The sequence below is a fragment of the Winogradskyella sp. genome (assembly GCF_013213975.1).
Classification (GTDB): Bacteria; Bacteroidota; Bacteroidia; order Flavobacteriales; family Flavobacteriaceae; genus Winogradskyella.
Map to the genome: position 1 here is coordinate 14513 of NZ_JABSST010000029.1, position 22592 is coordinate 37104.

Annotated in this window: 27 protein-coding genes; 6 read left to right on the forward strand and 21 right to left on the reverse strand. The window is 35.4% G+C overall.

From position 1 onward, the window contains the following. Nucleotides 1–142: 142 nt before the first annotated feature. Entirely contained in the window at nt 143–1093 is a 951-nt protein-coding gene (locus tag HRU49_RS05950; protein ID WP_296355145.1) for an endonuclease, read from the reverse strand. Between the two features lie 69 nt (nt 1094–1162). Between HRU49_RS05950 and hflX the strand changes: the two genes are divergently transcribed. Beyond that, nucleotides 1163–2374, forward strand: coding sequence for a GTPase HflX (gene hflX / locus HRU49_RS05955; RefSeq protein ID WP_296355147.1), 1212 nt, complete (start codon nt 1163–1165; stop codon nt 2372–2374). A 48-nt stretch (nt 2375–2422) separates the two neighbouring features. On the opposite strand, the gene HRU49_RS05960 is transcribed toward hflX, so the two are convergent. The 17 genes from HRU49_RS05960 to HRU49_RS06040 all read right to left on the reverse strand — a co-directional run bounded on the left by HRU49_RS05960 (nt 2423) and on the right by HRU49_RS06040 (nt 16382). Continuing rightward, complete coding sequence (locus HRU49_RS05960; RefSeq protein WP_296355149.1) at nt 2423–3334, reverse strand: DUF3078 domain-containing protein; 912 nt, start codon at nt 3332–3334, stop codon at nt 2423–2425. Between the two features lie 108 nt (nt 3335–3442). Next, a complete protein-coding gene (locus HRU49_RS05965) occupies nt 3443–3955 on the reverse strand; it encodes a DUF2480 family protein (protein ID WP_296355151.1) in 513 nt (170 codons plus the stop codon). A 1-nt stretch (nt 3956) separates the two neighbouring features. Next, the gene (locus HRU49_RS05970; RefSeq protein ID WP_296355153.1) at nt 3957–4283 is read right to left on the reverse strand and encodes a DUF59 domain-containing protein; all 327 of its coding nucleotides are present in this window, start codon (nt 4281–4283) and stop codon (nt 3957–3959) included. A gap of 1 nt (nt 4284) precedes the next feature. Then, on the reverse strand, nt 4285–4707 hold the full coding sequence (locus HRU49_RS05975) for a SufE family protein (protein ID WP_296355155.1): 423 nt from the start codon (nt 4705–4707) through the stop codon (nt 4285–4287). A 45-nt stretch (nt 4708–4752) separates the two neighbouring features. Continuing rightward, nucleotides 4753–5133, reverse strand: coding sequence for a hypothetical protein (locus HRU49_RS05980; RefSeq protein ID WP_296355156.1), 381 nt, complete (start codon nt 5131–5133; stop codon nt 4753–4755). A 151-nt stretch (nt 5134–5284) separates the two neighbouring features. Then, nucleotides 5285–6511, reverse strand: a complete 1227-nt coding sequence (locus HRU49_RS05985) for a cysteine desulfurase (RefSeq protein WP_296355158.1) — start codon at nt 6509–6511, stop codon at nt 5285–5287. A gap of 12 nt (nt 6512–6523) precedes the next feature. Beyond that, the gene (sufD, locus tag HRU49_RS05990; RefSeq protein WP_296355160.1) at nt 6524–7837 is read right to left on the reverse strand and encodes a Fe-S cluster assembly protein SufD; all 1314 of its coding nucleotides are present in this window, start codon (nt 7835–7837) and stop codon (nt 6524–6526) included. A gap of 13 nt (nt 7838–7850) precedes the next feature. Then, nucleotides 7851–8603, reverse strand: coding sequence for a Fe-S cluster assembly ATPase SufC (gene sufC / locus HRU49_RS05995; RefSeq protein WP_296355162.1), 753 nt, complete (start codon nt 8601–8603; stop codon nt 7851–7853). A gap of 1 nt (nt 8604) precedes the next feature. Continuing rightward, on the reverse strand, nt 8605–9015 hold the full coding sequence (locus HRU49_RS06000) for a hypothetical protein (protein WP_296355164.1): 411 nt from the start codon (nt 9013–9015) through the stop codon (nt 8605–8607). Nucleotides 9016–9026: 11 nt separating this feature from the next. Beyond that, nucleotides 9027–10475, reverse strand: a complete 1449-nt coding sequence (gene sufB, locus HRU49_RS06005) for a Fe-S cluster assembly protein SufB (RefSeq protein WP_296355166.1) — start codon at nt 10473–10475, stop codon at nt 9027–9029. Between the two features lie 9 nt (nt 10476–10484). After that, on the reverse strand, nt 10485–10814 hold the full coding sequence (locus HRU49_RS06010; protein WP_296355168.1) for an iron-sulfur cluster assembly accessory protein: 330 nt from the start codon (nt 10812–10814) through the stop codon (nt 10485–10487). Between the two features lie 115 nt (nt 10815–10929). Then, nucleotides 10930–11163: a hypothetical protein gene (locus HRU49_RS06015; RefSeq protein WP_296355171.1), complete on the reverse strand. Its 234-nt coding sequence runs from the start codon at nt 11161–11163 to the stop codon at nt 10930–10932. Nucleotides 11164–11411: 248 nt separating this feature from the next. After that, entirely contained in the window at nt 11412–11648 is a 237-nt protein-coding gene (locus HRU49_RS06020; protein ID WP_296355173.1) for a hypothetical protein, read from the reverse strand. A 106-nt stretch (nt 11649–11754) separates the two neighbouring features. After that, nucleotides 11755–12816, reverse strand: a complete 1062-nt coding sequence (locus HRU49_RS06025; protein ID WP_296355176.1) for a cytochrome c peroxidase — start codon at nt 12814–12816, stop codon at nt 11755–11757. Between the two features lie 9 nt (nt 12817–12825). Then, nucleotides 12826–13593 (reverse strand): MbnP family protein, encoded by a 768-nt coding sequence (locus HRU49_RS06030; protein WP_296355177.1) that lies wholly within the window; start codon nt 13591–13593, stop codon nt 12826–12828. After that, nucleotides 13594–14928 carry a hypothetical protein gene (locus HRU49_RS06035; protein ID WP_296355179.1) on the reverse strand — a complete coding sequence of 445 codons (1335 nt, stop codon included), beginning with the start codon at nt 14926–14928 and terminating at the stop codon, nt 13594–13596. A 5-nt stretch (nt 14929–14933) separates the two neighbouring features. Further along, complete coding sequence (locus HRU49_RS06040; RefSeq protein ID WP_296355182.1) at nt 14934–16382, reverse strand: choice-of-anchor B family protein; 1449 nt, start codon at nt 16380–16382, stop codon at nt 14934–14936. 109 nt (nt 16383–16491) lie between these two features. Between HRU49_RS06040 and thiL the strand changes: the two genes are divergently transcribed. Further along, entirely contained in the window at nt 16492–17544 is a 1053-nt protein-coding gene (gene thiL, locus HRU49_RS06045; RefSeq protein WP_296355184.1) for a thiamine-phosphate kinase, read from the forward strand. Here the strand turns inward: thiL and HRU49_RS06050 are convergent. The 3 genes from HRU49_RS06050 to HRU49_RS06060 form a co-directional block, all read right to left on the reverse strand. Then, nucleotides 17528–17758, reverse strand: coding sequence for a hypothetical protein (locus HRU49_RS06050; protein WP_296355187.1), 231 nt, complete (start codon nt 17756–17758; stop codon nt 17528–17530). The genes thiL and HRU49_RS06050 overlap by 17 nt on opposite strands. A gap of 81 nt (nt 17759–17839) precedes the next feature. Further along, nucleotides 17840–18079, reverse strand: a complete 240-nt coding sequence (locus tag HRU49_RS06055) for a DUF1660 family phage protein (protein WP_296355189.1) — start codon at nt 18077–18079, stop codon at nt 17840–17842. A gap of 78 nt (nt 18080–18157) precedes the next feature. Beyond that, the gene (locus HRU49_RS06060) at nt 18158–18934 is read right to left on the reverse strand and encodes an alpha/beta hydrolase (protein ID WP_296355191.1); all 777 of its coding nucleotides are present in this window, start codon (nt 18932–18934) and stop codon (nt 18158–18160) included. A 94-nt stretch (nt 18935–19028) separates the two neighbouring features. Between HRU49_RS06060 and HRU49_RS06065 the strand changes: the two genes are divergently transcribed. The 4 genes from HRU49_RS06065 to HRU49_RS06080 all read left to right on the forward strand — a co-directional run. Beyond that, nucleotides 19029–20579, forward strand: a complete 1551-nt coding sequence (locus tag HRU49_RS06065) for a serine hydrolase (RefSeq protein WP_296355193.1) — start codon at nt 19029–19031, stop codon at nt 20577–20579. Then, nucleotides 20580–21884 (forward strand): branched-chain amino acid transport system II carrier protein, encoded by a 1305-nt coding sequence (gene brnQ, locus HRU49_RS06070; protein ID WP_296355195.1) that lies wholly within the window; start codon nt 20580–20582, stop codon nt 21882–21884. Between the two features lie 88 nt (nt 21885–21972). Then, nucleotides 21973–22158 (forward strand): hypothetical protein, encoded by a 186-nt coding sequence (locus HRU49_RS06075; protein ID WP_296355197.1) that lies wholly within the window; start codon nt 21973–21975, stop codon nt 22156–22158. 203 nt (nt 22159–22361) lie between these two features. Then, nucleotides 22362–22592, forward strand: a 231-nt coding sequence (locus tag HRU49_RS06080; protein WP_296355199.1) for a hypothetical protein, incomplete at its 3' end; no start/stop codon positions are given.

A 22592-nucleotide genomic window follows, 5' to 3' on the forward strand; every position in this document is an offset into this window, starting at 1 on the left:
AAAATTTGATGAGGCTTAATAAGGCAGTTGTTACGGTGATTAGTCGTTTTTTTTCTGCCTATTCGAATATATAAAAAATGACTATTAACAAGATGTTAACATTGCTATAATAGACTAACTACCATATTAATCGATAAATGGCTTAAATAGCCTTTAACTCTATATACACTGGGAAATGGTCACTGTATCCACCTTTATATTTTCGACCTACATATGTACGGAAGGGCTGACCTTCATATTTACCATGATATTGGGTTAAAAACTTATGATTAAAAATTTCGGCTTTAGCAAATGACAAATTTGAATTTATAGTATCGAAAAAATTTGTTGAAAATAGGATTTGATCGAATAAATTCCATTCAAAATCGTAGTTAAGGCTTCCATTATTTTCAGACCAAACCGTTTTAAAAGGATTGAACAAGTCACTTTCGTTTTCTAGGGAAAGAATACTGTTGTTATTTGGATTATCATTAAAGTCTCCCATAACGATAATTTTAGCTTCCTTGTTTGCATTTCTGATATTTCTAATGATGGTATTTACTTTATTTGAGGCGGCTACGCGTTTAAACTCAGTTTCTTTTTCTCCTTCTCTGCGTGATGACCAGTGATTTACAATAATACTTATAGGTTCTTTATGCAATAAACCTTGCACTAGAAGAATATCTCGTGTATAGTCTCTTTCACCAGTTTTAGTTTGAAGATAAACAGAAAATGTTTCTGAGTTTGTTACTGTAAATAGATCACTTTTATAAATCAGTGCAACGTCAATACCTCTTTCGTCAGATGAGTCGTAGTGTATATAGCTATAGGCTTCGTCAATAAGATTTTTATCCCTAAGTAAATCGGATATAACTTTTTTATTTTCCACCTCTGCCAGTCCTACAATTGCTGGAGCTTTATCAGCATCTTTGTTGCCAATTTTTGAAATGACGGAACCCAACTTTCTTAATTTGTTTTCATAGCGTTTTGGCGTCCATCGTTTTGCTGAATAGGGTAAGAAATCATCATCATTTGTGAGAGGATCATTTTCAATATCAAATAAGTTTTCAACATTATAGAAAGCAATCGTATAAGTTTCTGACCGTTTAATCATAGGTTTAAATATAGGTTTTTTAATCGTTACTAAAAATTGGTTTTGTTTAACTTTGTAGTTTAATTTAATATGATAGAGAAAAAAGACATTGCCTTAGAAAAAGTAGTACTTATAGGTATAATTACACAAGAACAAAACGAAGCACAATCTAAAGAATATTTGGATGAACTTGAGTTTTTAACCTATACAGCAGGTGGTGAGGTTGTGAAACGATATACTCAGAAGATGGCTATGCCTAATTCCAAAACATTTATCGGGTCGGGAAAAATGGATGAAGTTTATAAATACGTAAAAGACAATGAAGTGGGTACCGTGATTTTTGATGATGAATTATCGCCAGCTCAAGAACGTAATATTAGTAAAATACTTAATTGTAAGATTCTCGATAGAACTAACCTTATTCTAGATATTTTTGCGCAACGTGCTCAAACGAGCTATGCCAGGACTCAAGTAGAATTGGCTCAATGTGAGTATTTATTACCGCGATTAAAAGGAATGTGGACACATCTTGAACGTCAGAAAGGTGGTATTGGTATGCGTGGACCTGGGGAAACTGAAATTGAGACAGACAGACGTATTGTAAGAGATAAAATTGCATTACTCAAAGCAAAAATCAAGACTATTGACAAACAAATGGCAGTGCAACGCGGTAATCGCGGTAAAATGGTGCGTGTTGCCCTTGTAGGATATACTAATGTTGGAAAGTCTACCTTGATGAACGTAATTAGTAAAAGCCAGGTTTTTGCAGAGAATAAATTATTTGCTACGTTAGATACTACTGTTAGGAAGGTAGTTATAGGAAATCTTCCTTTTTTAGTGAGTGATACTGTTGGATTTATTAGAAAGTTACCAACCCAGCTGGTAGAGTCTTTTAAAAGTACTTTAGATGAGGTACGTGAGGCCGATTTATTACTTCACATTGTAGACATTTCACATTCTAATTTTGAAGAACATATAGCATCTGTAAATCAGATTTTAGATGAAATTGATAGTAAGGGAAAACCAACTATAATGGTCTTCAATAAAATAGACGCCTATGAGGCAGAACCTTTTGATGAAGAAGACCTCGTAGTTGAAAGAACAAAGGTCAATTATTCTATAGATGAATGGAGGAGAACATGGATGTCTAAGATTGGCGATAATGCTCTATTCATTTCTGCATTGAACAAGGAAAATTTAGTTGAATTTAGAAAGCGTGTGTATAGCGAAGTCAGAGAAATTCATATTACACGATTTCCGTATAATCATTTCCTCTATCCAGACGTTGAAGATATTGAATAAAAAAGAGGTCCATAGGTGACCTCTTTTTTGTTAAAGATAATTGGTGTTTTAAAAAGCGTAGCTTAAACCAATGGTATAATACGATTGTAATTTGTTGTCCGCATCCCCTAAGTCAACCCCTTGAGCATTTGCCGCTTCTTGCTTGTTACTTCTTAAAGCAAAATCAAAACCAATACCAATCATTTTCCATAACGTGTAGGCAAATGAGTTGGTCCATGTCCAATTAGATAGGTCACTATCTTTATAGCTTTGGAATGCAGAGAAGTTTGATTTAAAGTTAATTGCACCGAATTCTCTTGTGTAATCTGCAACGATTTTAGCACCAAATGACGAATCAAAAACTGTCTCTCCACTTGAGAATACGAAATTGTAGTTAGCAGGGTGAATGACAACAACAAGGTTTTCGATAGGTGTCCAAGTTGCACCAAAACCTAAATCTAAATATCCGGGATCGTTAAAATTATCCAATAGTGTCGTTCTGTATTCTGCTAAACCTGAAATCGCCCATTTTTCATTTAATCTTTGACCATAAAGCGATGAAAAATTAAAGACATCTGTTGTTGGGTTAAAATCGCTATCGGTATTAGTTCCGTTGTCTTTATCATCTAATTTAACCCAGTTTAAATTAGTGGTTAATGCATTTCTCCAAAAGTACTTTTCTTCGATTTTATTGGCAAAAGCGTTTACAGTAATACCAATATTTCCAGAAACGTTATTTGGTGTTCCTTGTGCATACCAATTATTAAAATCTGAAAGTGTCCCTCCAATTGTTCCAAATGCGCCAATTCTCCAACCAGGTAGTGCATCTATTTGAGCCTGAATAGCATCAGCCTCTGCCTGGTATTTATCTGCCTCAGCTTGTTTTTCTGCCTTCTGTGCCTCTAATTCTTCTTTCGTTTGAGCAAAATTGAATGCTATTGCAAACATTAAGAGTGCAGATAAAAGTAATTTTTTGTTCATAATCAATTAATTTAATGTAAATCTTAGTTAATGTCCTATTGCAAATATAAGTTAAAAAACATTCTGTGATTAGAGTACTACCCTATAGACAATGATATTTACTAAAAGTCACATTTGTTTTCGTTTATAAATTGGAACAGAGGAGCAAGCCTCGCCAAACATGATGGACTTGGCAACTGATTTTAGTTTTTGTGATAGTAATACCAATGCGTTTGAAGGTACAGGTTTGTTAGAACAGCCTTTAATGATAACTGGCAGGTCTTTATATTCTGAAACATCCATTTTAGAAATAATTGAAGTATAAAGTATGGATTCTAAATGCTCTAAATCACCAATAACTGTTAGTTTTGAGATAGGCTCTAACTTAATTGAAATGAGCATATAGGCCCAGTCAGGTATTATAGCACCAGTAGAACAATATAAGGCGACATAACTGTTTTGGTATTGATGCCAATTATGTTCTGATACATATTGTCTAAATTCTTTTTCGCGGAGCACTAAACCTTCAAGAAGCCAATCTTTAATATCAAAAGCAATACGTTTGCCTTCCGGATAGTAATCTTCCAAGTCAATAACCTTAAGTTTACTATGAGCAACTCTATTTATAATTTCCTCGGCCATGTTATAGCATTCCAAGTTCTAATTTAGCTTCTTCACTCATTAGGTCTTGAGACCAAGGGGGATCAAAAGTAATTTCAACTTCAGCATCTTTAACATCATTAAGAGATTTTACCTTTTCTTCTACCTCTAGAGGAAGGGTTTCAGCAACGGGACAATTAGGTGTTGTTAAGGTCATTAATATCTTAACATCGTAATCTTCATTAACAAAAACGTCATAGATTAGTCCTAGCTCATAGATATCAACAGGAATTTCTGGATCATATATAGTTTTTAAAATTCGTACAATTTTATCACCTAATACGTTTGTGTCTATTGTTGTATCACTCATTTTAGTTCAATTGTGTTTGGTATGCGATAGCATACATTTTTAATTGCTTAATCATGCTTACTAATCCATTAGCTCGTGTTGGTGACAAATGTTCTTTTAAACCAATTTGATCAATAAAATCAGTATCGGCATCAATAATATCTTTTGGATGTTGATTGGAGAATGCGCGAATTAAAATTGCAATAATGCCTTTGGTAATAATAGCATCGCTATCTGCGGTAAAATTAACTTTTTCATCATTCATTTCGGCATGCACCCAGACTTTACTTTGACAGCCTTTAATAATATTAGTGTCGGTCTTAAACCGTTCTTCAATAAGAGGAAGGGTTTTGCCCAAATCAATCATATACTGGTAGCGCTCCTCCCAATCCTCAAACATTGAGAATTCATCTATAATTTCGTTTTGAATTTCTTCAATAGTCATCCTTGCCTTTTTAGGGTTTAAATACACTACAAAGATACAAGATACCTAGGGTTTCTCAAACAAAGTCTTTAGGGATAGTATTTTGTCAACCAAAGGCTTTATAGTCTTAGGTGGGTTACCATGATCAAAACTAGGAGTCATAAATTCCTTGTCTCCTTTTGTGATTTTTAAAAACGCTGCTGGAGCAGCATCATATTGATGTGTTTTTGAAGGTGGTTCTAATTGAGTAAGCTCATTAATATCTATGCTGTTGACCAAATTTAATAGACTTGTTTTGTCTTCTGGGGGTAAAATAACCGTATCAATTTTCTTGAGGTTATAGTCTTTTGTAAAGAATATAGAGTCTCCTTCAATTTGAATCACCTCAAAAAATCCTCGTGTCGAGGCTCTATATACTATTTTCAACGTGTCTTGTAACAAAGGCATTTCTGCTTTTTTATTGTTTGAGTCGTTGAAGGAGCTCTTTTTGTTCTGACACTCTTTCGATGAAACAAGCATTAGAAAAAGACAAACTAAGAGTTTCATAACATTATGAATTATGTTGTTGTTAGTAATGATACAAAAAAGAAGCCAAAGTTTAAGACAGCATCATTATGGCTTTTTTTAAGGAAGCTATAAAGGTGTCAATTTCTTCCTTTGTATTGTAAAACATGAAAGACGCTCTTATGGTGCCAGGAATTTTATAAAAGTCCATGATAGGTTGTGCACAATGATGTCCTGTGCGTACTGCAATGCCCATTTTATCTAAGATAGTACCAATATCATATGGGTGAATGGATCCTACATTAAAGGATATAACTGAAGTCTTGTTTTTAGCAGTACCATAGATTTTTAAATTTTCAATCTGCTCAAGTTGTTTAGTGGCATAAACTAAAAGTTCATTTTCGTAGTTGGCAATAGCATCAAATCCAATGGCATTCATGTAGTCTATTGCTGCGCCAAAGGCAATACCACCGCAAACGTTTGGTGTGCCTGCTTCAAATTTATGAGGTAAATCTGCATAGGTTGTTTTCTCAAAAGATACTTCTGCAATCATTTCACCACCGCCTTGGTAAGGGGGTAATTTTTTTAGCCATTCTTCTTTACCATACAGCATTCCTACACCAGTTGGGCCACATATTTTATGGGCTGAACAAACGTAGAAGTCAACATCTAAATCTTGTACGTCTGGCCTAATGTGTGGACAAGATTGTGCGCCATCTACCAAAACAGCCGCACCAAGGCCATGGGCTTTATCTATAATGTATTGTATAGGATTAATGGTGCCTAAGGCATTAGATATATGGTTAACAAACACCAGTTTGGTATTTGTGCTTAAAAGGGCATCATACTCAGACAGTACTAATTCACCTTCTTCGCTCATCGGAATAACCTTTAATATGGCACCAGTGCGCTCACAAAGCATTTGCCAAGGCACAATATTACTGTGATGCTCTAATGCAGAGACAATTATTTCATCCCCTTTTTTAAGTAAAGACGAAAACCCATTTGCAATGAGATTTATGCCATGTGTTGTCCCAGAGGTAAAAATGATTTCATAAGCATGCTTGGCATTGAAGTGCTTTTGAATTTTAGTTCGTGCTCGTTCGTAAGCATCTGTAGCTTCTTGACTTAAAGCATGGACCCCTCTGTGAATATTAGCATTATAATTGGAATAGTAATCAACAATGACTTCAATGACTTGTTTTGGTGTTTGGGATGTTGCAGCATTGTCAAAATAAATCAGGGACTTGCCATTAACCTTTCTTTCAAGGATTGGGAAATCTTTTCTTATTGTATTAACATCAAAAACCGATTGTAACACTGCATTATTTATTTATAGGTCAAACCCAATATTTACACCAAGTTTGTTTGCTATAATTTTTGTAATTCTGTTCTTAATCTCTGGAATCTTTACTGAATCTAAAACATTATTACTAAACGCAAACATTAATAAGGCTCTGGCTTCTTTTTCAGGAATACCACGAGAACGCAAATAGAACATAGCACTTTCGTCGAGCTGGCCTATGGTACAGCCATGAGAACACCTAACGTCATCAGCAAAAATTTCGAGTTGAGGTTTGGTGTTTATACTAGCCTTGTCACTAACCAAAATGTTGTTATTAGCCTGAAAGGCATTTGTTTTTTGTGCTTCTTTTTCTACGATAACTTTACCATTAAAAACACCAGTGGCATTATCATTAAAAATGCCTTTATAATCTTGATGACTTTCACAATTTGGTTCAATATGGTGTACTAGAGTATTGTGGTCTACATGTTGTTTATTCCCAATAATTGTGATGCCTTTCATTGTTGAATCTAATCGTTCACCATTTTGGTAGAAATTAAGATTATTTCGAGTCAACTTTCCACCAAAAGAGAAAGTATGTACTTTAGCAATACTTTCTTGTTTCTGGTTAATGAAGGTGTTATCTATTAAGGAGGCCGTTTCTCGGTCATTTTGAATTTTATAATAGTCTACAATAGCACGTTTATTGGCAAAAATTTCTGTGACACTATTAGTTAAAACGGGATTGTCTGTTAAACTTTGATGACGCTCTATAATTTGTACATGAGAGTTTTCATCGACTACAACCAAGTTTCGTGGTTGTAGCATTAAGGCTGCTTCATTCCCTGTAGAAAAGTGAATGATTTGAATCGGCTTTTCTACTAACTTGTTCTTTGGGATATGAATGTAAGCACCTTCTGCAGAGAAAGCAGTATTTAATGATGATAAGCCATCTGTTGTTGCAATTTTATTGAAATAATTTTCAATGATAAGCCTGTACTTTGGCTTAGTTAATGCCGAAGACATTAAGCATACATCAATGGCGTCATGCGTTGTTTGAGAAAGATGTGATGAATATTTTCCATCGATAAAGATGATTTTATAAGAATCAATATCGTGGATAAAGTACTTCTTAACATCTTTAAATTCTAAAGCATCTTCGTGCTTTGGAAACACGCTATAATTATGCTTTAAGACAGCATTTAGTGAGGTATACTTCCAAGCTTCTTGACGTTTCGTTGGAAATCCTTCATTTTCAAAGTGCTTTATGGCTTCAGTTCTTATATCATGAACAGGAGAATCAATGTCTACTGTATTCTCAAACGCCATAAATGAAGACATTAACTTTTCTTTTAATTCCATCTGCTTTATGATGTTAAGCGTTTACTTCTTCTTTTATCCAATCGTATCCCTTAGCCTCTAATTCATGTGCTAATTCTGCTCCACCAGACTTAACAATCTTACCATTCATTAATACATGTACATGATCTGGAACGATGTAGTCCAATAAACGCTGATAGTGTGTAATTACAACTACCGCATTATCTTTAGATTTTAGCTTATTCACACCATTAGCAACGATTCTTAGAGCATCAATATCCAGTCCAGAATCTGTTTCGTCAAGGATTGCTAGTTTTGGCTCTAACATTGCCATTTGAAAAATTTCGTTTCGTTTTTTCTCACCTCCAGAAAACCCTTCATTTAATGATCGTGATAAGAATTTACGATCAATTTCCAACATTTGCGACTTCTCACGAATTAACTTTAACATCTCGTTAGCAGGCATATCCTCTAGGCCTTTTGCTTTGCGTGTTTCGTTTATTGCTGTCTTAATGAAGTTAGTAACACTTACTCCAGGAATTTCAACAGGATACTGAAATGATAAGAAGACACCTTTGTGAGCGCGCTCTTCTGCACCCAATTCGTCAATATTTTCACCGTCTAACAAAATTTCTCCTTCGTTAACTTCATAATCCTCTTTCCCAGCAACAACCGAAGCCAAGGTACTTTTTCCAGAACCGTTAGGTCCCATAATTGCATGAACTTCACCTGGTTTTATATCAAGATTTATTCCTCGTAATATTGCCTTATCTTCTACACTAGCGTGTAAGTTGTTTATCTTTAACATCTTATTCGTTTGATAATTTTATAACGTCGTCTTTATTTTCTTTCGGTGCCTCCACCATTAAAATTTCTTTAATCTCAACTCTATACTGCCAACCGTCTTCTCCTTCTGGTTTTTCGAATTTCCTAACACGAACTGTTACAGGAACCATATCAGTGGCTTCATTTTTAAAAGGTTTTACCTGAGCTTCCAACTGATGCATATTGTCGTCGACAACAACACCATAAATTTCGGAATTGGTTTGAAAAACTGCTGCATTATCAAAATACACATACTTACCTCTCATAGTGATTAGTCCGTCGTTTTGATCGTAAGATTTTGCACGGTTTTCTTCTAGATTAATCTCTGTCTTTGTTTCGTTTTTGCAGCTTATTATACTAACTAATATCAGTAAAAAAAATGTGATTCTTTTCATTATTATTGGGTTTATCCTACAGAGCCTTCTAAACTTATTTCTAAAAGCTTTTGAGCTTCAACTGCAAATTCCATTGGCAATTTGTTTAATACTTCTTTGCTAAAACCGTTAACAATAAGAGCAATGGCTTTTTCTGTATCGATACCACGTTGATTGCAATAGAAAATTTGATCTTCACCAATTTTACTTGTTGTAGCTTCATGTTCTATCTGTGCGGACTTATTTTTGGCTTCTATGTAAGGGAATGTATGTGCGCCACATTCATTTCCCATTAACAAACTATCGCACTGCGAAAAGTTACGCGCATTTTCTGCCCTTGGGCTAATTTGCACTAAACCACGATAAGAGTTTTGAGATTTTCCAGCTGAGATGCCTTTAGAAATAATGGTTGACTTCGTGTTTTTACCTAAGTGAATCATTTTTGTACCAGTATCGGCTTGCTGGAAATTATTAGTAACTGCAATTGAGTAAAATTCACCTACAGCGTTATCACCTTTTAGTACACAACTCGGATATTTCCATGTCACAGCAGATCCTGTTTCAACCTGTGTCCATGAAATTTTGGCGTTGGTTTCACATAAACCTCTTTTGGTTACAAAATTGTAAACACCGCCTTTACCTTCGGAGTTACCTGGATACCAGTTTTGTACTGTAGAATATTTGATTTCTGCATCTTCCAAAGCAATAAGTTCTACAACTGCAGCATGTAATTGATTCTCATCTCTACTTGGTGCTGTACAACCTTCTAGGTAACTGACATAGCTACCTTCATCAGCCACTACTAAAGTTCTTTCAAATTGACCCGTTCCTGCTTGGTTAATTCTAAAATAGGTGGATAATTCCATTGGACATTTTACACCTTTTGGGATATAACAAAAGGAACCATCACTAAATACAGCTGAGTTTAAAGCTGCATAGAAATTATCTTTTTGAGGTACAACTGTGCCAAGATATTTTTTTACCAGTTCCGGATGTTCTTGGATAGCCTCTGAAATACTCATAAATATGATGCCTTTTTCGGCTAAGGTCTTTTTGAATGTTGTCGCTACAGAAACCGAATCAACCACCACATCCATGGCTACACCAGCTAATTTTTTTTGCTCATCTAGAGAAATACCTAGTTTTTCGAAAGTAGCCAGTAATTCAGGATCTACCTCATCCAAACTGTCGTATTTAGGTTTGCTATTAGGTGCAGAATAATAAGATATGGCTTGAAAGTCTGGCTTTTCATAATTAACATTAGGCCAATCCGGCTCAGTCATGTCTTGCCAAATTCTAAAAGCCTCTAATCTCCATTCGGTCATCCATTCGGGCTCCTCTTTTTTCTTTGATATGGCTCTTACAATATCTTCGTTAAGGCCATTAGGAAATGTTTCAGATTCAATATCTGTGTAAAACCCGTATTCGTATTCTTTGGTCTTTAATTCTTCTCTTAAATCGTCTTCAGTATACTTGCTCATCGCTAATTTTTAAAGTGAAAATGATTCTCCACAACCACAGGTTCGGTTGGCATTGGGATTATTGAAAACAAACCCGGTACCATTAAGTCCACCTGAATATTCTAAAGTGGTTCCAATAAGATATAAAAAGCTCTTTTTGTCTACAATGATTTTTACACCATTATCTTCAAAAACTTTATCGCCTTCGATTTGTTCCTTATCAAATTTTAGATCATACGACAAACCAGAACACCCACCACTTTTTACACCAACTCTAATATAGTCTGTATCAGGGTTATAGCCGTCATCGCCCATCAATTCAACGACTTTTTTCTTTGCTTGTTCAGAAACTTTAATCATAATGTCAAAGTAGATTAATTCTAAATTGAATGCAAATATACGATATAACTGAGGTTAAACCATATTTACTAGCATTATATTAGCATATAATTTAATAGGAAATACTTATTTGAAATTAGCTAACCTTTGGCCTATAAAATCTTTGCTTAACGCTATATAATTTGTAGAGAATGCGTTGCAAATCCTTGCTTGGTAAAACCGTTTCTTTAAAATTCCCTTTGGCGTCTGTTTTAATTACCGTTCCGCAATTTTGGCAACTCAATCTAGAAGTATGGTCTATGAAGGTTTTTGTTTTTATGTAGTTATGTCCAAATACAGCGCATGGTAATACTTCATTTAACTTTCTCATTACTTCAGTATTAAGGCTTAACGTAATTTACGTAAAGAAAATCGCACATTACTTATCATAGGTCAATTTCCGATCAAATAGACACCTGTACCGATTTAATTTGACAACATGTTAACATTTTAGAAAGACAAAATAGGGGTGTCTTCCCAAAATTTCTGGATATGCCTAATGATTTTGAAGGAGTATTAACAACTTGTAGATTTTAAACAAAATGAGACTCAAGGCTAAGGTGTTTAAGCGAACAGAAGTTAAGAAAAGTTTGGCTTGGATTGTTGGACGCTTAAATGGAATAAACGTCGTAAGGTTGACTGAATATTCTTGTTAGATAGATTGCCATGATCAAAGTTTCCAGAAACATCTGTGGTCACTTTTATATCACAATGTCGACATCTGAGTTCTGTAGTTCGGTCAAGATTAGCTTTTACTTTCACATAATTATGACCGAGCACAGCACATGATAATGCTTTGTTCGAAGTAGGTTTCATAATAATAGATTGGGATTAAAAATTTAGTGAATTTGTTGCTTAAGTACGTCAAAAAATCATAATTATTCGTTGAAATACATAATTTGCATATAATATTCTTACAAAATTAATTTTGAAAGTCAGAATTATTTACAAAGGATGGGTCTGAAAGACTTAATAAAAATGCTTTTAAATCTGCTTTTTCTTGGGCACTTAATTGTACGCCACCTTGTTCTATTTGTTTCATTAAAGGATCAATAGTTGGGGAATCTTGTAGCCCTTCACTATAAAAATTTATGACCTCATCTAATGTCGCAAATCTTCCATCATGCATGTATGGAGCTGTAAATGCTAGATTACGAAGTGAAGGAGAACGAAACTTACCGTTATCATTTGGGTCACCTGTTACAGCACCTAATCCGAAATCTGAAAACGTGGCATCGAGTCCATTATTATGAAAATCGTTATCTGTCCAAAGCGGATTATTAGGATTACCATGACAGTGAAAGCAATCTCCTTTGTCTTCTCTAAGAAATATGTCTAATCCGTTTAACTCTTGAGCTGTTAAGTTAGTTTGGCCTAGCGAGTATCTGTCGAATTTTGAATTCGCTGAGATTAAGGTGCGTTCAAATTGTGCAATGGCTTTAGTTGTTAGCGTTTTAGTTATGGTTGTGGTATTAAATGCCAATCTGAATAATTCTGGATATTCAGGGTGATTTTGCAATCTTTCAATCACATCCTCCCAATTATTGTGCAATTCAATTGGATTTTGAACAGGTTCTTCTGCTTGACGTTCTAGGCTAAGTTCTTTGCCATCCCAAGCAAATCGTTCTTCATAATTCCAAGCCAGATTGAACAAAGGCATGGAATTACGTGTTCCAAAGACACCATCAACTCCAACACTCGTTGGAGTATTATCTGTAAATGAATTTTGTGGTGCATGGCAGGATGCGCAAGATTGTGTATTGTTGGATGATAAAATTCTATCAAAGAATAAGCGTTTTCCTAATGCGACTCCTTCAACAGTTTGAGGGTTATCTGAAGGAATAACAGGGCCAATTATATTCTCTGAAAAAATTTGAGGAATCTCTAGTGGTTGAGGTGTGGGTTGGTAATTGGAAACCGCATCGTCATTAGAACAACCTAAGAAAAAACCCAATCCAATTATGAAGAACAACCTTAATGTCATGAGCCCAATTTACTGAAGAACATTACCTAAACTAAAGGCATCTTGTCCGTTTTCGTACATTAATATTTGCGCTGTTGAATTGGGCATTAGCATCTGATTGTAGACATTTAAATCCCATAGGTTTGGGGTTTTAAACCATTCTGCAATATTTACATTTACCTCAAATTCTACGTCATTGGTAATTGTAATAGCACCGAGATCGATTGTAAAAAAAGTATCTTGAGGAAAGCTTGGATTCGCACCAGAATTATCGACCGCTCTTATAGCATGGTAATTAAATCCTTGTTCCATCATATTAGAGTTGATAAATTTCCCGTCAAATTGCATGTAATGATAACCTCCCCCTAGCATGTCAGGTACGTTAAAATTAGCGGAGTTTAAGTCTAAATAATTCTCAGCATTATCTTCATTGTCTAAACCAAAAGTAAAAGACACACTACTATAGTCTCCAGGTGTTATCCGTGTTTCTGGTGTGTATTCCATATTGGTTTCTGTGGTGAGATCTACCAAATTGTATACATCTAATTCTATTTGTTCACCATTAGCTTTTGTAAAGGTAATATCTGAAATCACATAGCGAAAGCGTTCAAAACTAATCAGGTCTCCATTAGCTGTGGTGTATTGGATAGGACCAAAATTATAATCTCTAATGAGCGCTCCATCCCAATCATGGATGAATTTAAAAGTTGTTGACACTTTTGGCGCTTCACTTGGATCATCACTGTTGCATGACCAGAAAAAAATACTCAACATAGTATAAATAAATAACCTTTTCATTTAATTGATCTTAATAATTAATAAGTCCGAAAATCCTTTGTTATCCAAGATATCACCATCACTACTTGTAGTATTTCCAACAGCAATTATAGAACCATCGTTTAATTCGGCCACGCCGTAGGAAAAGTCAATATTAGATCCTCCAACGGTTATTTGCCATTCTAAAATTCCATTTGTGTCTGTCTTCACAATCCATGCGTCATTTTGACCTTTGTTTTCTGAAACATCAAAGTCACTGCTTCGAGAGCTCCCTGAAAGAATTAAATCATTATTCTGAGATTTTACCATGGCTCTTGCGACATCAAAACTACTTCCTCCGACATTTCGTTCCCAAATCAAGGCACCATCAGGAGAAATTTTAATAAGCCATAGATCTGCACCACCATTATTTTTCGTGACATCATTAGAACTGCTTCGTGTATCACCAGTAATAATGAAATTTCCGTCATCAGCAGCTACTATAGCACGCGCTTCATCAATCTGATCACCACCAAATGATTTTTCCCAAATTAAATCTCCGGTTGATCCAATTCTGATAACCCAAAAGTCATAAGCACCGATATTTGAAGAAATGTCTGTATCGTTACTATCCGAACTTCCAGCAATAATAAAATCACCATTATTTGTCTGAGCTATGCCTTGGGGAGTATCTGTGAAGTTACCACCGAAATAACGACTCCATTCAATATCTCCATTAATGCTGAGCTTTAAAGCCCAATAGTCACCTCCTGCATGTCTACCTAAATTTCTTGAGGTATTACCTTGTCCTCCAGAAGCGGTGATGTCTAATATTCCAGTGACTAAATAGCCTTGATCATTGGTTTGAATTAGCGATATTCCAGAATCGGCTCCTTGATATCCAAATGATTTCTCCCAGCTGATATTGCCATTTGAATCAAGTTTAACCAACCAATAATCTTGCAGACCAGCATTTGTTGAAACATCACTATCACTACTAAAACTATAGCCTAAAATCGCAAAACCTCCATCTAATGTTTGTATAATAGCGTTGCCTCTGTCATCATTAGAACCGCCATAAGTTTTTTGCCATTGTAAATTATCCTGTGCGTCAAACTTTAGTACCCAATAGTCAAAACTTTGGTCTTGTTTATCGGTTATAGCTCCATCGTTGCTTTGCGTATATCCTAATATAGCATAGCCGCCATCGGTTGTTGCAATAATTGATTGTGCACTATCGTTGTTTGCACCTCCTAATGTTTTAACAAAAGAAATCTCAGCAGTTGGAGAACTTGATGAAGAATCGTCGGAACTGCAATTAAAGCATAAAAGCAATGAGAAAAAGCCACATATGTATGAGGTCCTTTTTAGTGACATACATATTAATTTGTTGGTCTAACAATGTACAGTCCTCCTTCAATATCACTAACAATAATATTCCTACTTTCAAAGAAGGGATAAATATTCCAAGCTCCATTAAAAGCCGTATTATCATTCGGTACAAAGGTGTCTAGGAATCCGATTTCTGTCATAACTCCAGAGTCAAGATTTGAAATATCGACTGCTCTTAGACCTGCAGTATAATTGGCCACATAAAAAATATTACCAACAACATAACCATTATGATCTATAGCAGAAGTCGGACCAAAATAATCCATATGAAACATTGGTGCATCTAAATCTGAGAAATCAAAAACTACAGTTCTTGAGTTGATGCCAAAATTAATTTCATCTATTTCATCACCTAGTAGAAAGTATTCCATATTTTCAGTAAACCAGCCTTGATGAGTGTAGCCAATATTATCGTAACCGATAGTTGAAATTTGAACAGGATTAGCTTTGTCTGTAACATCTACAATAACGACTTCATTTTCGTTACTACCAATTAAAATTTCTTTACCAACGTGATCTGTATCTGGTCCATTATAGGTTACAACTTGGGCATCATGAGAGTATGCGTCATCAGCATAACCACCTGCAGCTGTTGGTGACGTCGGATTTTGAATATTTATAAAATGAGGGCCACCATTAAACGTGTTGGAACCAACAGCATAAGCAAATCCACTATCTTCATTGATAACTATATTATGAGCACTTCCAAAACCATTATAATTAGCATCTGCTGAAAACGTAACGGGCGGATTAGCAACATCTCTTAAGCGTGTAAGATCAAAAACTTGCATACCGTGTCCACTAGCTTCACTTACAATAAAGGCATGATCGTTATAAGTTTTAATATCTCTCCACGGACTATTTGACGTTGCAGTTGGTAAAGTACCTAATAGTATAGGTTCAGAAGGATCTGATATGTCAACAAATGCGGAACCACTCGTTGTACATACTAAAGCATATTCTTTTCCAGTAGTTGGGTCCGTCCAGCCCCAAGAATCATTGCCTTCTGCTCCTGCACCACCTAAAACATCTATTGGAATGTGACTCATTAAGTCAAATCCATTACAAGGATGGCCATTAGCCATACCGTTTATACATGGAAATTGAGGTACTATAGTGTTGTCGTCACAAGCATCACCAATGCCATCATTATCAGAATCTTCTTGATTAGGATTGGCAGTTAATGGACAGTTATCATCGTCATCTAAGATACCGTCATCATCATCGTCGTCATCACAAGCATCACCAATACCATCGATATCTGTATCTAATTGATCAGTATTAGCTACTGACATACAATTATCTAATGTGTTAACAATGGAATCATTATCAATGTCATTATTGGCGTTACCACCATAATCTTCATTAGAACACCCGTGAATAAAGAAACTAAGGAAAATAGTTAAGCATAAAGATTTACATAGGGCAGTAAATTTCATAATTTTTTTTTTTAGCAATTTACAGTAAATTTTACATATCGATGAAAATGGTATGTAATAAACGCTCATAAAGCCACTATTATTTAAAAAAGCATAATATTTTTGCAGTATGATAGAAGATAAGAATCCAAAACGTACGCCTTTGAGCGAGTTGGGTGAATTTAAACTCATAGAGCACCTAACCAAACATTTTGAAATAAATCAAAAATCCACAGTTAAAAGTATTGGTGATGATGCTGCAATATTGTCTTTTGGCGATAAAGAAACAGTGATTTCTACCGACTTGTTGGTAGAAGGAGTACATTTTGATTTGAGTTATGTGCCGTTAAAACATTTAGGCTATAAGGCGGTTATGGTAAATCTATCTGATATTTGCGCCATGAATGCTATGCCAACTCAGATTACAGTCTCTATCGCTGTGTCCAATAGATTTCCACTCGAGGCTTTAGAGGAATTATATGCCGGAATTACAACTGCGGCTAAACTATATAATGTTGATGTAGTTGGAGGTGACACAACGTCTTCTACGTCTGGATTAATAATCTCAGTTACTGCTTTAGGAGAAGTTGAAAAAGATAATGCTGTTTTAAGATCAGGAGCAAAACCAAATGACTTGTTAGTGGTTTCTTGTGATATTGGTGGAGCATATATGGGATTACAAGTTTTAGAGCGGGAGAAGGAGGTATTTAAGGTTAATCCTAACTCACAGCCAGATTTATCGATGTACACATATATTGTAGAGCGCCAATTAAAACCTGAAGCTAGAAAAGACATTATTACACTTTTAACACAGCTAGAGGTGAGGCCAACAAGTATGATAGATATTAGTGATGGTTTATCATCTGAGATCATACACCTTTGTAAGCAAAGTAATGTCGGAGTTGATCTTTATGAAACTAAAATTCCATTAGATCCACAAGTGATTTCTACATGTGAAGAATTTAATATTGATAGCACAACTATTGCATTAAACGGTGGTGAAGACTACGAGTTGCTAATGACGGTTTCTCAAGAGGATTATCCAAAAATTAAAGGGAATCCAAATTTAACCGTAATTGGTTACATGACGGAAAAAGACAAAGGTATGCACTTGGTCACCAGAGCAGATGAAAAAATCGCTATAATTGCTAAGGGATGGAACGCGCTTAATAATCAATCATAAGAAGCTTCTGACTTCTTTCTAATCGCTTCATATGAACACGATTTAAAACAGAGTTGATTTCTTTGTGTTTTGGCGTTAGGGGAATGAATTTACCATTTGCATCGATGGTCATTTCAGAGTTGCAACGCGTACATTTGTATTCTTTAACATGGTATGTCACAACTTTTGAGATTTTATAGTCGTGCCCAATTAGTGAACAAATAACATTTTTCATTATTAATTTGTCTTATAGGAATTAAAGTTATTATTAGGAACTTAAATATAATAAAACAAGTTGTTCACAAGTTATTAACAATCAACAAATCGATGAACTGATTGTTTTTCGCTTTGAACGCATTAGTCTGTTGTTGTAGATACGTTCTAGAGTGGTATTTATCTCTCGGTATTTTGGGGTTAATTCTATAAGTTTGCCGTTGCTGTTGGTAGTTAATTGTTTGTTACAACGTGTACAAGTGTATTCTTTAACATGATTGGTTACTTTCTTTGTCATTTTGTAATCATGACCAAAAAAATCGCAGTATAATTTTGCAGGCATAAGCAGGTTGTATTAGTTTTTTTGAGTTTTTGTCCTTTAAACTTAGAAAAATAAATAATATCAAAACGCTAAAAGGTTTCATTTTTCGATGAAACGTAATAATAAGTAAGATAAATCTGATTTATTTTCAATATGACTCATGTGGCCTTCTGATAATTCTTCAAGTATAATCTTGGTATCCTTGGTCTGAGATTTGAGGTTTTTCACACTAATCAAAATATCTTTTTGTCCTAAAATAAGAAGTTGTTTTCCTTTAACTTTTTTAAAGACTTCCAAACGATTTGGTCGTAATCGCATTCCTTCATTGGCAGCAATGTAACCTTGTACAGGAGTTTCTAAGGCAATTTCAAGTGCTGATTCATAGGCGCTCTTAAACTTCATCTTGCTTTCTGCCGCAAATAGATTAGCAAAAGACATACGTACCATGTTTTCAAAATTCGATTTTACCATCTCATTAGCTCTTGCTCGTAATGCTTTTCTATCATCATCATCTGCTTCAAATGTAGAATTCATGAGGCATAAACTCTCTACTAATGCTGGTTCTTGTTCTGCCAGGGCTAGTGCAACATAACCACCCATGGAATGCCCTATGATTTTCGCCTTAACAATATTTAGTTCATACAAAACAGCACGCAAAGCATCTGCCATAGCTTCCATAGTGTGAACATAACCAATACAATCGGTCTGGCCATGACCTAATAAATCAATACAGATTACACGATTATTCTTAGATAATTCTGGAATAAAATCCACCCACATAGCGCTTGTTTCTAAAAAGCCATGCAAGAGCACAACGGCTGGTCCTTCACCATTATCCGTATAATAAATCGTACTGTTTTTATATGCTACAATCATAGATGCAAAGATATGTTTTGATTGTAGTATTGACCTGCTTTTCTGAGTAACATTTTATTATATTTGATGCTATTCACAACAAATCAAAAATCAAATGATTTTAAAGCGATTATTAGTCTCGGTTTTAGTTTTAAACAGTATTTCTCTTACTGCACAAATTGAAGAATCCAAGTTAGATAAACTCATTCAAGAAACCTTATCCACTTATGAGGTACCTGGAATTTCAGTAGGTATTTATAAAGATGGCAAAGAAGTATATGCTAAAGGTTATGGAGTACGGTCTTTAACAACAGGCAAAGACATGAATTCTGAAACCTTAGTTGGTGTGGCGTCCAATAGTAAAGGGTTTACCTGTTTTGCTTTGGCAATGATGGTAGATGCTGGTAAGCTCAATTGGGATGATCCTGTTCGTAAATATATTCCAGAATTTCAATTGCATGATCCATGGGTCACTGAGCACTTTACGGTTAGAGATTTAGTAACACATCGCAGTGGTATGGGACTTGGAGCCGGAGATCTTATGTTCTTTCCTGAAGGGAATGATTTCACGGTTAAAGATGTCATTAATAATGTAAAATACTTAGAGCCAGAAACCTCTTTCAGAAGCAAATTTGCATACAATAACAACATGTTCATTATTGCTGGTGAAGTTTTAAAACGTGTGAGTGGGTTATCATGGGAAGACTTTATTGAAACTAAAATCATGAAGCCCGTTGGGATGCTTAACTCAAAAGCATCTTACAATAGAGTTACTGATAAGTCTAATATTATTGATGCACATACCAGAGCTGAAGGAAAGGTGATTCAGATTCCACACGATTGGAGTGAGACTGCTAATGCAGCAGGAGGCATCGTAAGTAATGTTCATGATATGATGACATGGGCCAAATTCTTAATGAACGATGCGGTTACGGAAAATGGGGAACGCTTATTAGATGCTCAATTATTTCATGAGTTATGGCAATTGCAAACTCCATTAACAGTTAGATCTGGCGATTGGTATAATTCAAATTTTAGAGGCTACGGTTTAGGTTGGTTTGTAACAGATGTTAAAGGCGGACATAAGCAAGTATACCATACAGGTGGCTTATTAGGAACGGTAACTCAGTTCACTATGATTCCAGATTTAGATTTGGCCATTGTGGTGTTAACCAATCAAATGAATGGTTCGGCTTTTAATACCATAACCAATACGATTAAAGATACTTACTTGGGTTACGAAGATAGAGGTTGGTTAAAAATGCTTGGTGAGCGTAATGCAGATTACCTTAAGTATAACGACAGTATTAAAGCAGCGGTTTATAGCAAGACTGAGAAAATGAAAGGCAATACTACGCTTCCTAAATCAGAAAACATTGTTGGTACATACACGGATGATTGGTTTGGTGATATTATGATTTCTTATGATGGCAATAATTACAATATCAAGAGTAAACGCTCTCCAGTTTTATTTGGCGAATTATTACCATATAATACGACCACCTACGTGGCGAAGTGGAACAATAGAAGTTATGATGCCGATGTCTTTGTGCAATTTACCTTTAATGAAAAAGGCGAAGCGGTTTCCGCGAGTATGAAATACATAGCGCCGATTACCGATTTTAGTTTCGACTTTCACGATTTAGAACTCGTTAAGACCAACTAGGTGAATATTCAACGTAAAGAACTTTTAGTTACAAGTTTTGCACTTTTCTCGCTGTTTTTTGGAGCTGGAAATTTGTTGTTACCTCCATTATTGGGCTACAATTCTGGTGATAGTTGGCTTTGGGTTGCTGTGGGTTTTATGATTACGGCAGTAGTTATTCCTATTATTGGCATTTTAGCCCATGCTAAATTGCAAGGGACCATGTACGATTTTGGGAAGAAGGTTGCTCCTTGGTTTAGCTCAGTGTATTGCGTCATTGTATATCTAATTTCAGTGGCCATTCCATCCCCAAGAACAGCTTCTGCTACGCACGAAATTGCCATACATCCTGTCTTTGGAACAAGCCCATTGTTAACCAGTAGTATTTACTTTGCTTTGGTTTTAGTGTTTGTGCTAAATCGTTCAAAAATCCTGAATCTGATCGGTAAATTTTTAACACCGTTTATCGTCATCATGTTATTAGTGGTGATATGTATTGGTTTGTTTTCTTCTTCCTTAGCTACTGGAGCATCATCTTTTGAGACACCAATTGTTTCAGGTATTTTGGAAGGCTATCAGACCTTTGATGCTATTGGAGCTGTTGTGGTTGGTGCTGTGATCATCGTGTCGCTGAAATTTAAAAATATGAAGGTGAGTCAGTTTGAATCTAAACGAAAACTGATACGTCAATCTGGTTTTATAGCAGGATCTGGATTGTTTCTTATTTATGCAGGTCTTATTGCCGTTGGGGCCTATTATGGCTCGCAAATAAATATTGATGCAGCGTTAAGTACAGACATGCAGCGTGCTAATTTATTACGTGGTATTAGTATTGCTGCATTAGGTAATTTTGGAAATACAGTGTTGAGTATTCTAATTTCATTGGCCTGTTTTACGACAGCTGTTGGTGTTGTAGCAGGTACTGCAGATTACTTTAGAGGTTTGTTTCATAAATCCCAAACGGCATATGTGGCTACAGCGGTTATAGCCTGTTTAGCAGGAGTCGGAGTTGGACAATTAGATTTCCATTCTATTATTATTATAGCCTATCCTATACTCCTATTTATATATCCAATTACCATAGTGTTGATTTTATTGAATGTACTATCAGATAAAGTGGCCACACCATTGGTGTTTAGAGTTGTGGTTTTGGTAACCTTTGTATTTAGCTTACCAGACGTAATTGGCTTTGTGCGTCCATCCGAACAATTGCAAAGTATCACAGCGTACATTCCTCTCGCAAAGCATAGTTTAGGTTGGGTTTTACCAGCGCTTTTAGCCTTTACGATTACAACTTTAGTTCAACCTAAAAATAAAGAGGTATAAGATGAAACGTCTATTTTTAAAGTTGAATTTATTGACAGAATACCAATTAGATATTCCGCGATTTTATTAAAACAATCAAAACCAACGCATGAAATATATGGGCAGTAAGGCACGGTTTGCCAAAGATTTATTACCCATTATATTAAAGGATAGGAAGCCTAACCAAGTCTATTTAGAGCCCTTTGCAGGTGGTATGAATATGACAGATAAGGTTGATGGTATGCGAATAGCCAATGACCAGCATAGGAGCTCATGGCGATGTGGCAAGCCTTAATTTATGACGGTTGGGATCCGCCACAATCGATCAGTGAGGAGGAATACCGATACAATAAAAACAACCAAGAATAATATCCAAAACATTTAGTGGCTTATGTGGGTTATAACTCGTTTGGTGGTTAATGGTTTGCCGGCTACCGACGTGATAAACAAGGCAAGCGTGATTATTGGTCTGAGCATTGTAGAAACATTACTAAACAAGTGCCTAGCTTAACAGGAGTACAATTATCTTGTAAATCGTATTTAGATTTAGAAATACCTGAAAATAATGTTATTTATTGTCATCCACCTTATGCGTTCACCACGAAATACAGAGACGGTTTTGACCATGAGCAATTTTGGGAATGGTGCCGTAAACAAAGCCAAGCAGGTCACCAAGTTTTCATAAGTGAATATAGTGCACCAGAAGACCTTAAATGCATTTGGGAAAAA

Coding starts and splice junctions, on each gene's coding strand:
- HRU49_RS05980 (WP_296355156.1), bottom strand. CDS start 5,133: ATGCCTTTGTTACAAGACACGTTGAAAATAGTATATAGAGCCTCGACA.
- thiL (WP_296355184.1), top strand. CDS start 16,492: ATGATAGAAGATAAGAATCCAAAACGTACGCCTTTGAGCGAGTTGGGT.
- HRU49_RS05970 (WP_296355153.1), bottom strand. CDS start 4,283: ATGAGTGATACAACAATAGACACAAACGTATTAGGTGATAAAATTGTA.
- hflX (WP_296355147.1), top strand. CDS start 1,163: ATGATAGAGAAAAAAGACATTGCCTTAGAAAAAGTAGTACTTATAGGT.
- HRU49_RS06055 (WP_296355189.1), bottom strand. CDS start 18,079: ATGCCTGCAAAATTATACTGCGATTTTTTTGGTCATGATTACAAAATG.
- HRU49_RS05975 (WP_296355155.1), bottom strand. CDS start 4,707: ATGACTATTGAAGAAATTCAAAACGAAATTATAGATGAATTCTCAATG.
- HRU49_RS06015 (WP_296355171.1), bottom strand. CDS start 11,163: ATGAGAAAGTTAAATGAAGTATTACCATGCGCTGTATTTGGACATAAC.
- HRU49_RS06000 (WP_296355164.1), bottom strand. CDS start 9,015: ATGAAAAGAATCACATTTTTTTTACTGATATTAGTTAGTATAATAAGC.
- HRU49_RS06035 (WP_296355179.1), bottom strand. CDS start 14,928: ATGTCACTAAAAAGGACCTCATACATATGTGGCTTTTTCTCATTGCTT.
- HRU49_RS06010 (WP_296355168.1), bottom strand. CDS start 10,814: ATGATTAAAGTTTCTGAACAAGCAAAGAAAAAAGTCGTTGAATTGATG.
- HRU49_RS06060 (WP_296355191.1), bottom strand. CDS start 18,934: ATGATTGTAGCATATAAAAACAGTACGATTTATTATACGGATAATGGT.
- HRU49_RS05965 (WP_296355151.1), bottom strand. CDS start 3,955: ATGGCCGAGGAAATTATAAATAGAGTTGCTCATAGTAAACTTAAGGTT.
- sufC (WP_296355162.1), bottom strand. CDS start 8,603: ATGTTAAAGATAAACAACTTACACGCTAGTGTAGAAGATAAGGCAATA.
- HRU49_RS06075 (WP_296355197.1), top strand. CDS start 21,973: ATGAAATATATGGGCAGTAAGGCACGGTTTGCCAAAGATTTATTACCC.
- HRU49_RS06020 (WP_296355173.1), bottom strand. CDS start 11,648: ATGAAACCTACTTCGAACAAAGCATTATCATGTGCTGTGCTCGGTCAT.
- sufB (WP_296355166.1), bottom strand. CDS start 10,475: ATGAGCAAGTATACTGAAGACGATTTAAGAGAAGAATTAAAGACCAAA.
- HRU49_RS05950 (WP_296355145.1), bottom strand. CDS start 1,093: ATGATTAAACGGTCAGAAACTTATACGATTGCTTTCTATAATGTTGAA.
- sufD (WP_296355160.1), bottom strand. CDS start 7,837: ATGGAATTAAAAGAAAAGTTAATGTCTTCATTTATGGCGTTTGAGAAT.
- HRU49_RS06040 (WP_296355182.1), bottom strand. CDS start 16,382: ATGAAATTTACTGCCCTATGTAAATCTTTATGCTTAACTATTTTCCTT.
- HRU49_RS06065 (WP_296355193.1), top strand. CDS start 19,029: ATGATTTTAAAGCGATTATTAGTCTCGGTTTTAGTTTTAAACAGTATT.
- HRU49_RS06025 (WP_296355176.1), bottom strand. CDS start 12,816: ATGACATTAAGGTTGTTCTTCATAATTGGATTGGGTTTTTTCTTAGGT.
- HRU49_RS06030 (WP_296355177.1), bottom strand. CDS start 13,593: ATGAAAAGGTTATTTATTTATACTATGTTGAGTATTTTTTTCTGGTCA.
- HRU49_RS06050 (WP_296355187.1), bottom strand. CDS start 17,758: ATGAAAAATGTTATTTGTTCACTAATTGGGCACGACTATAAAATCTCA.
- HRU49_RS05960 (WP_296355149.1), bottom strand. CDS start 3,334: ATGAACAAAAAATTACTTTTATCTGCACTCTTAATGTTTGCAATAGCA.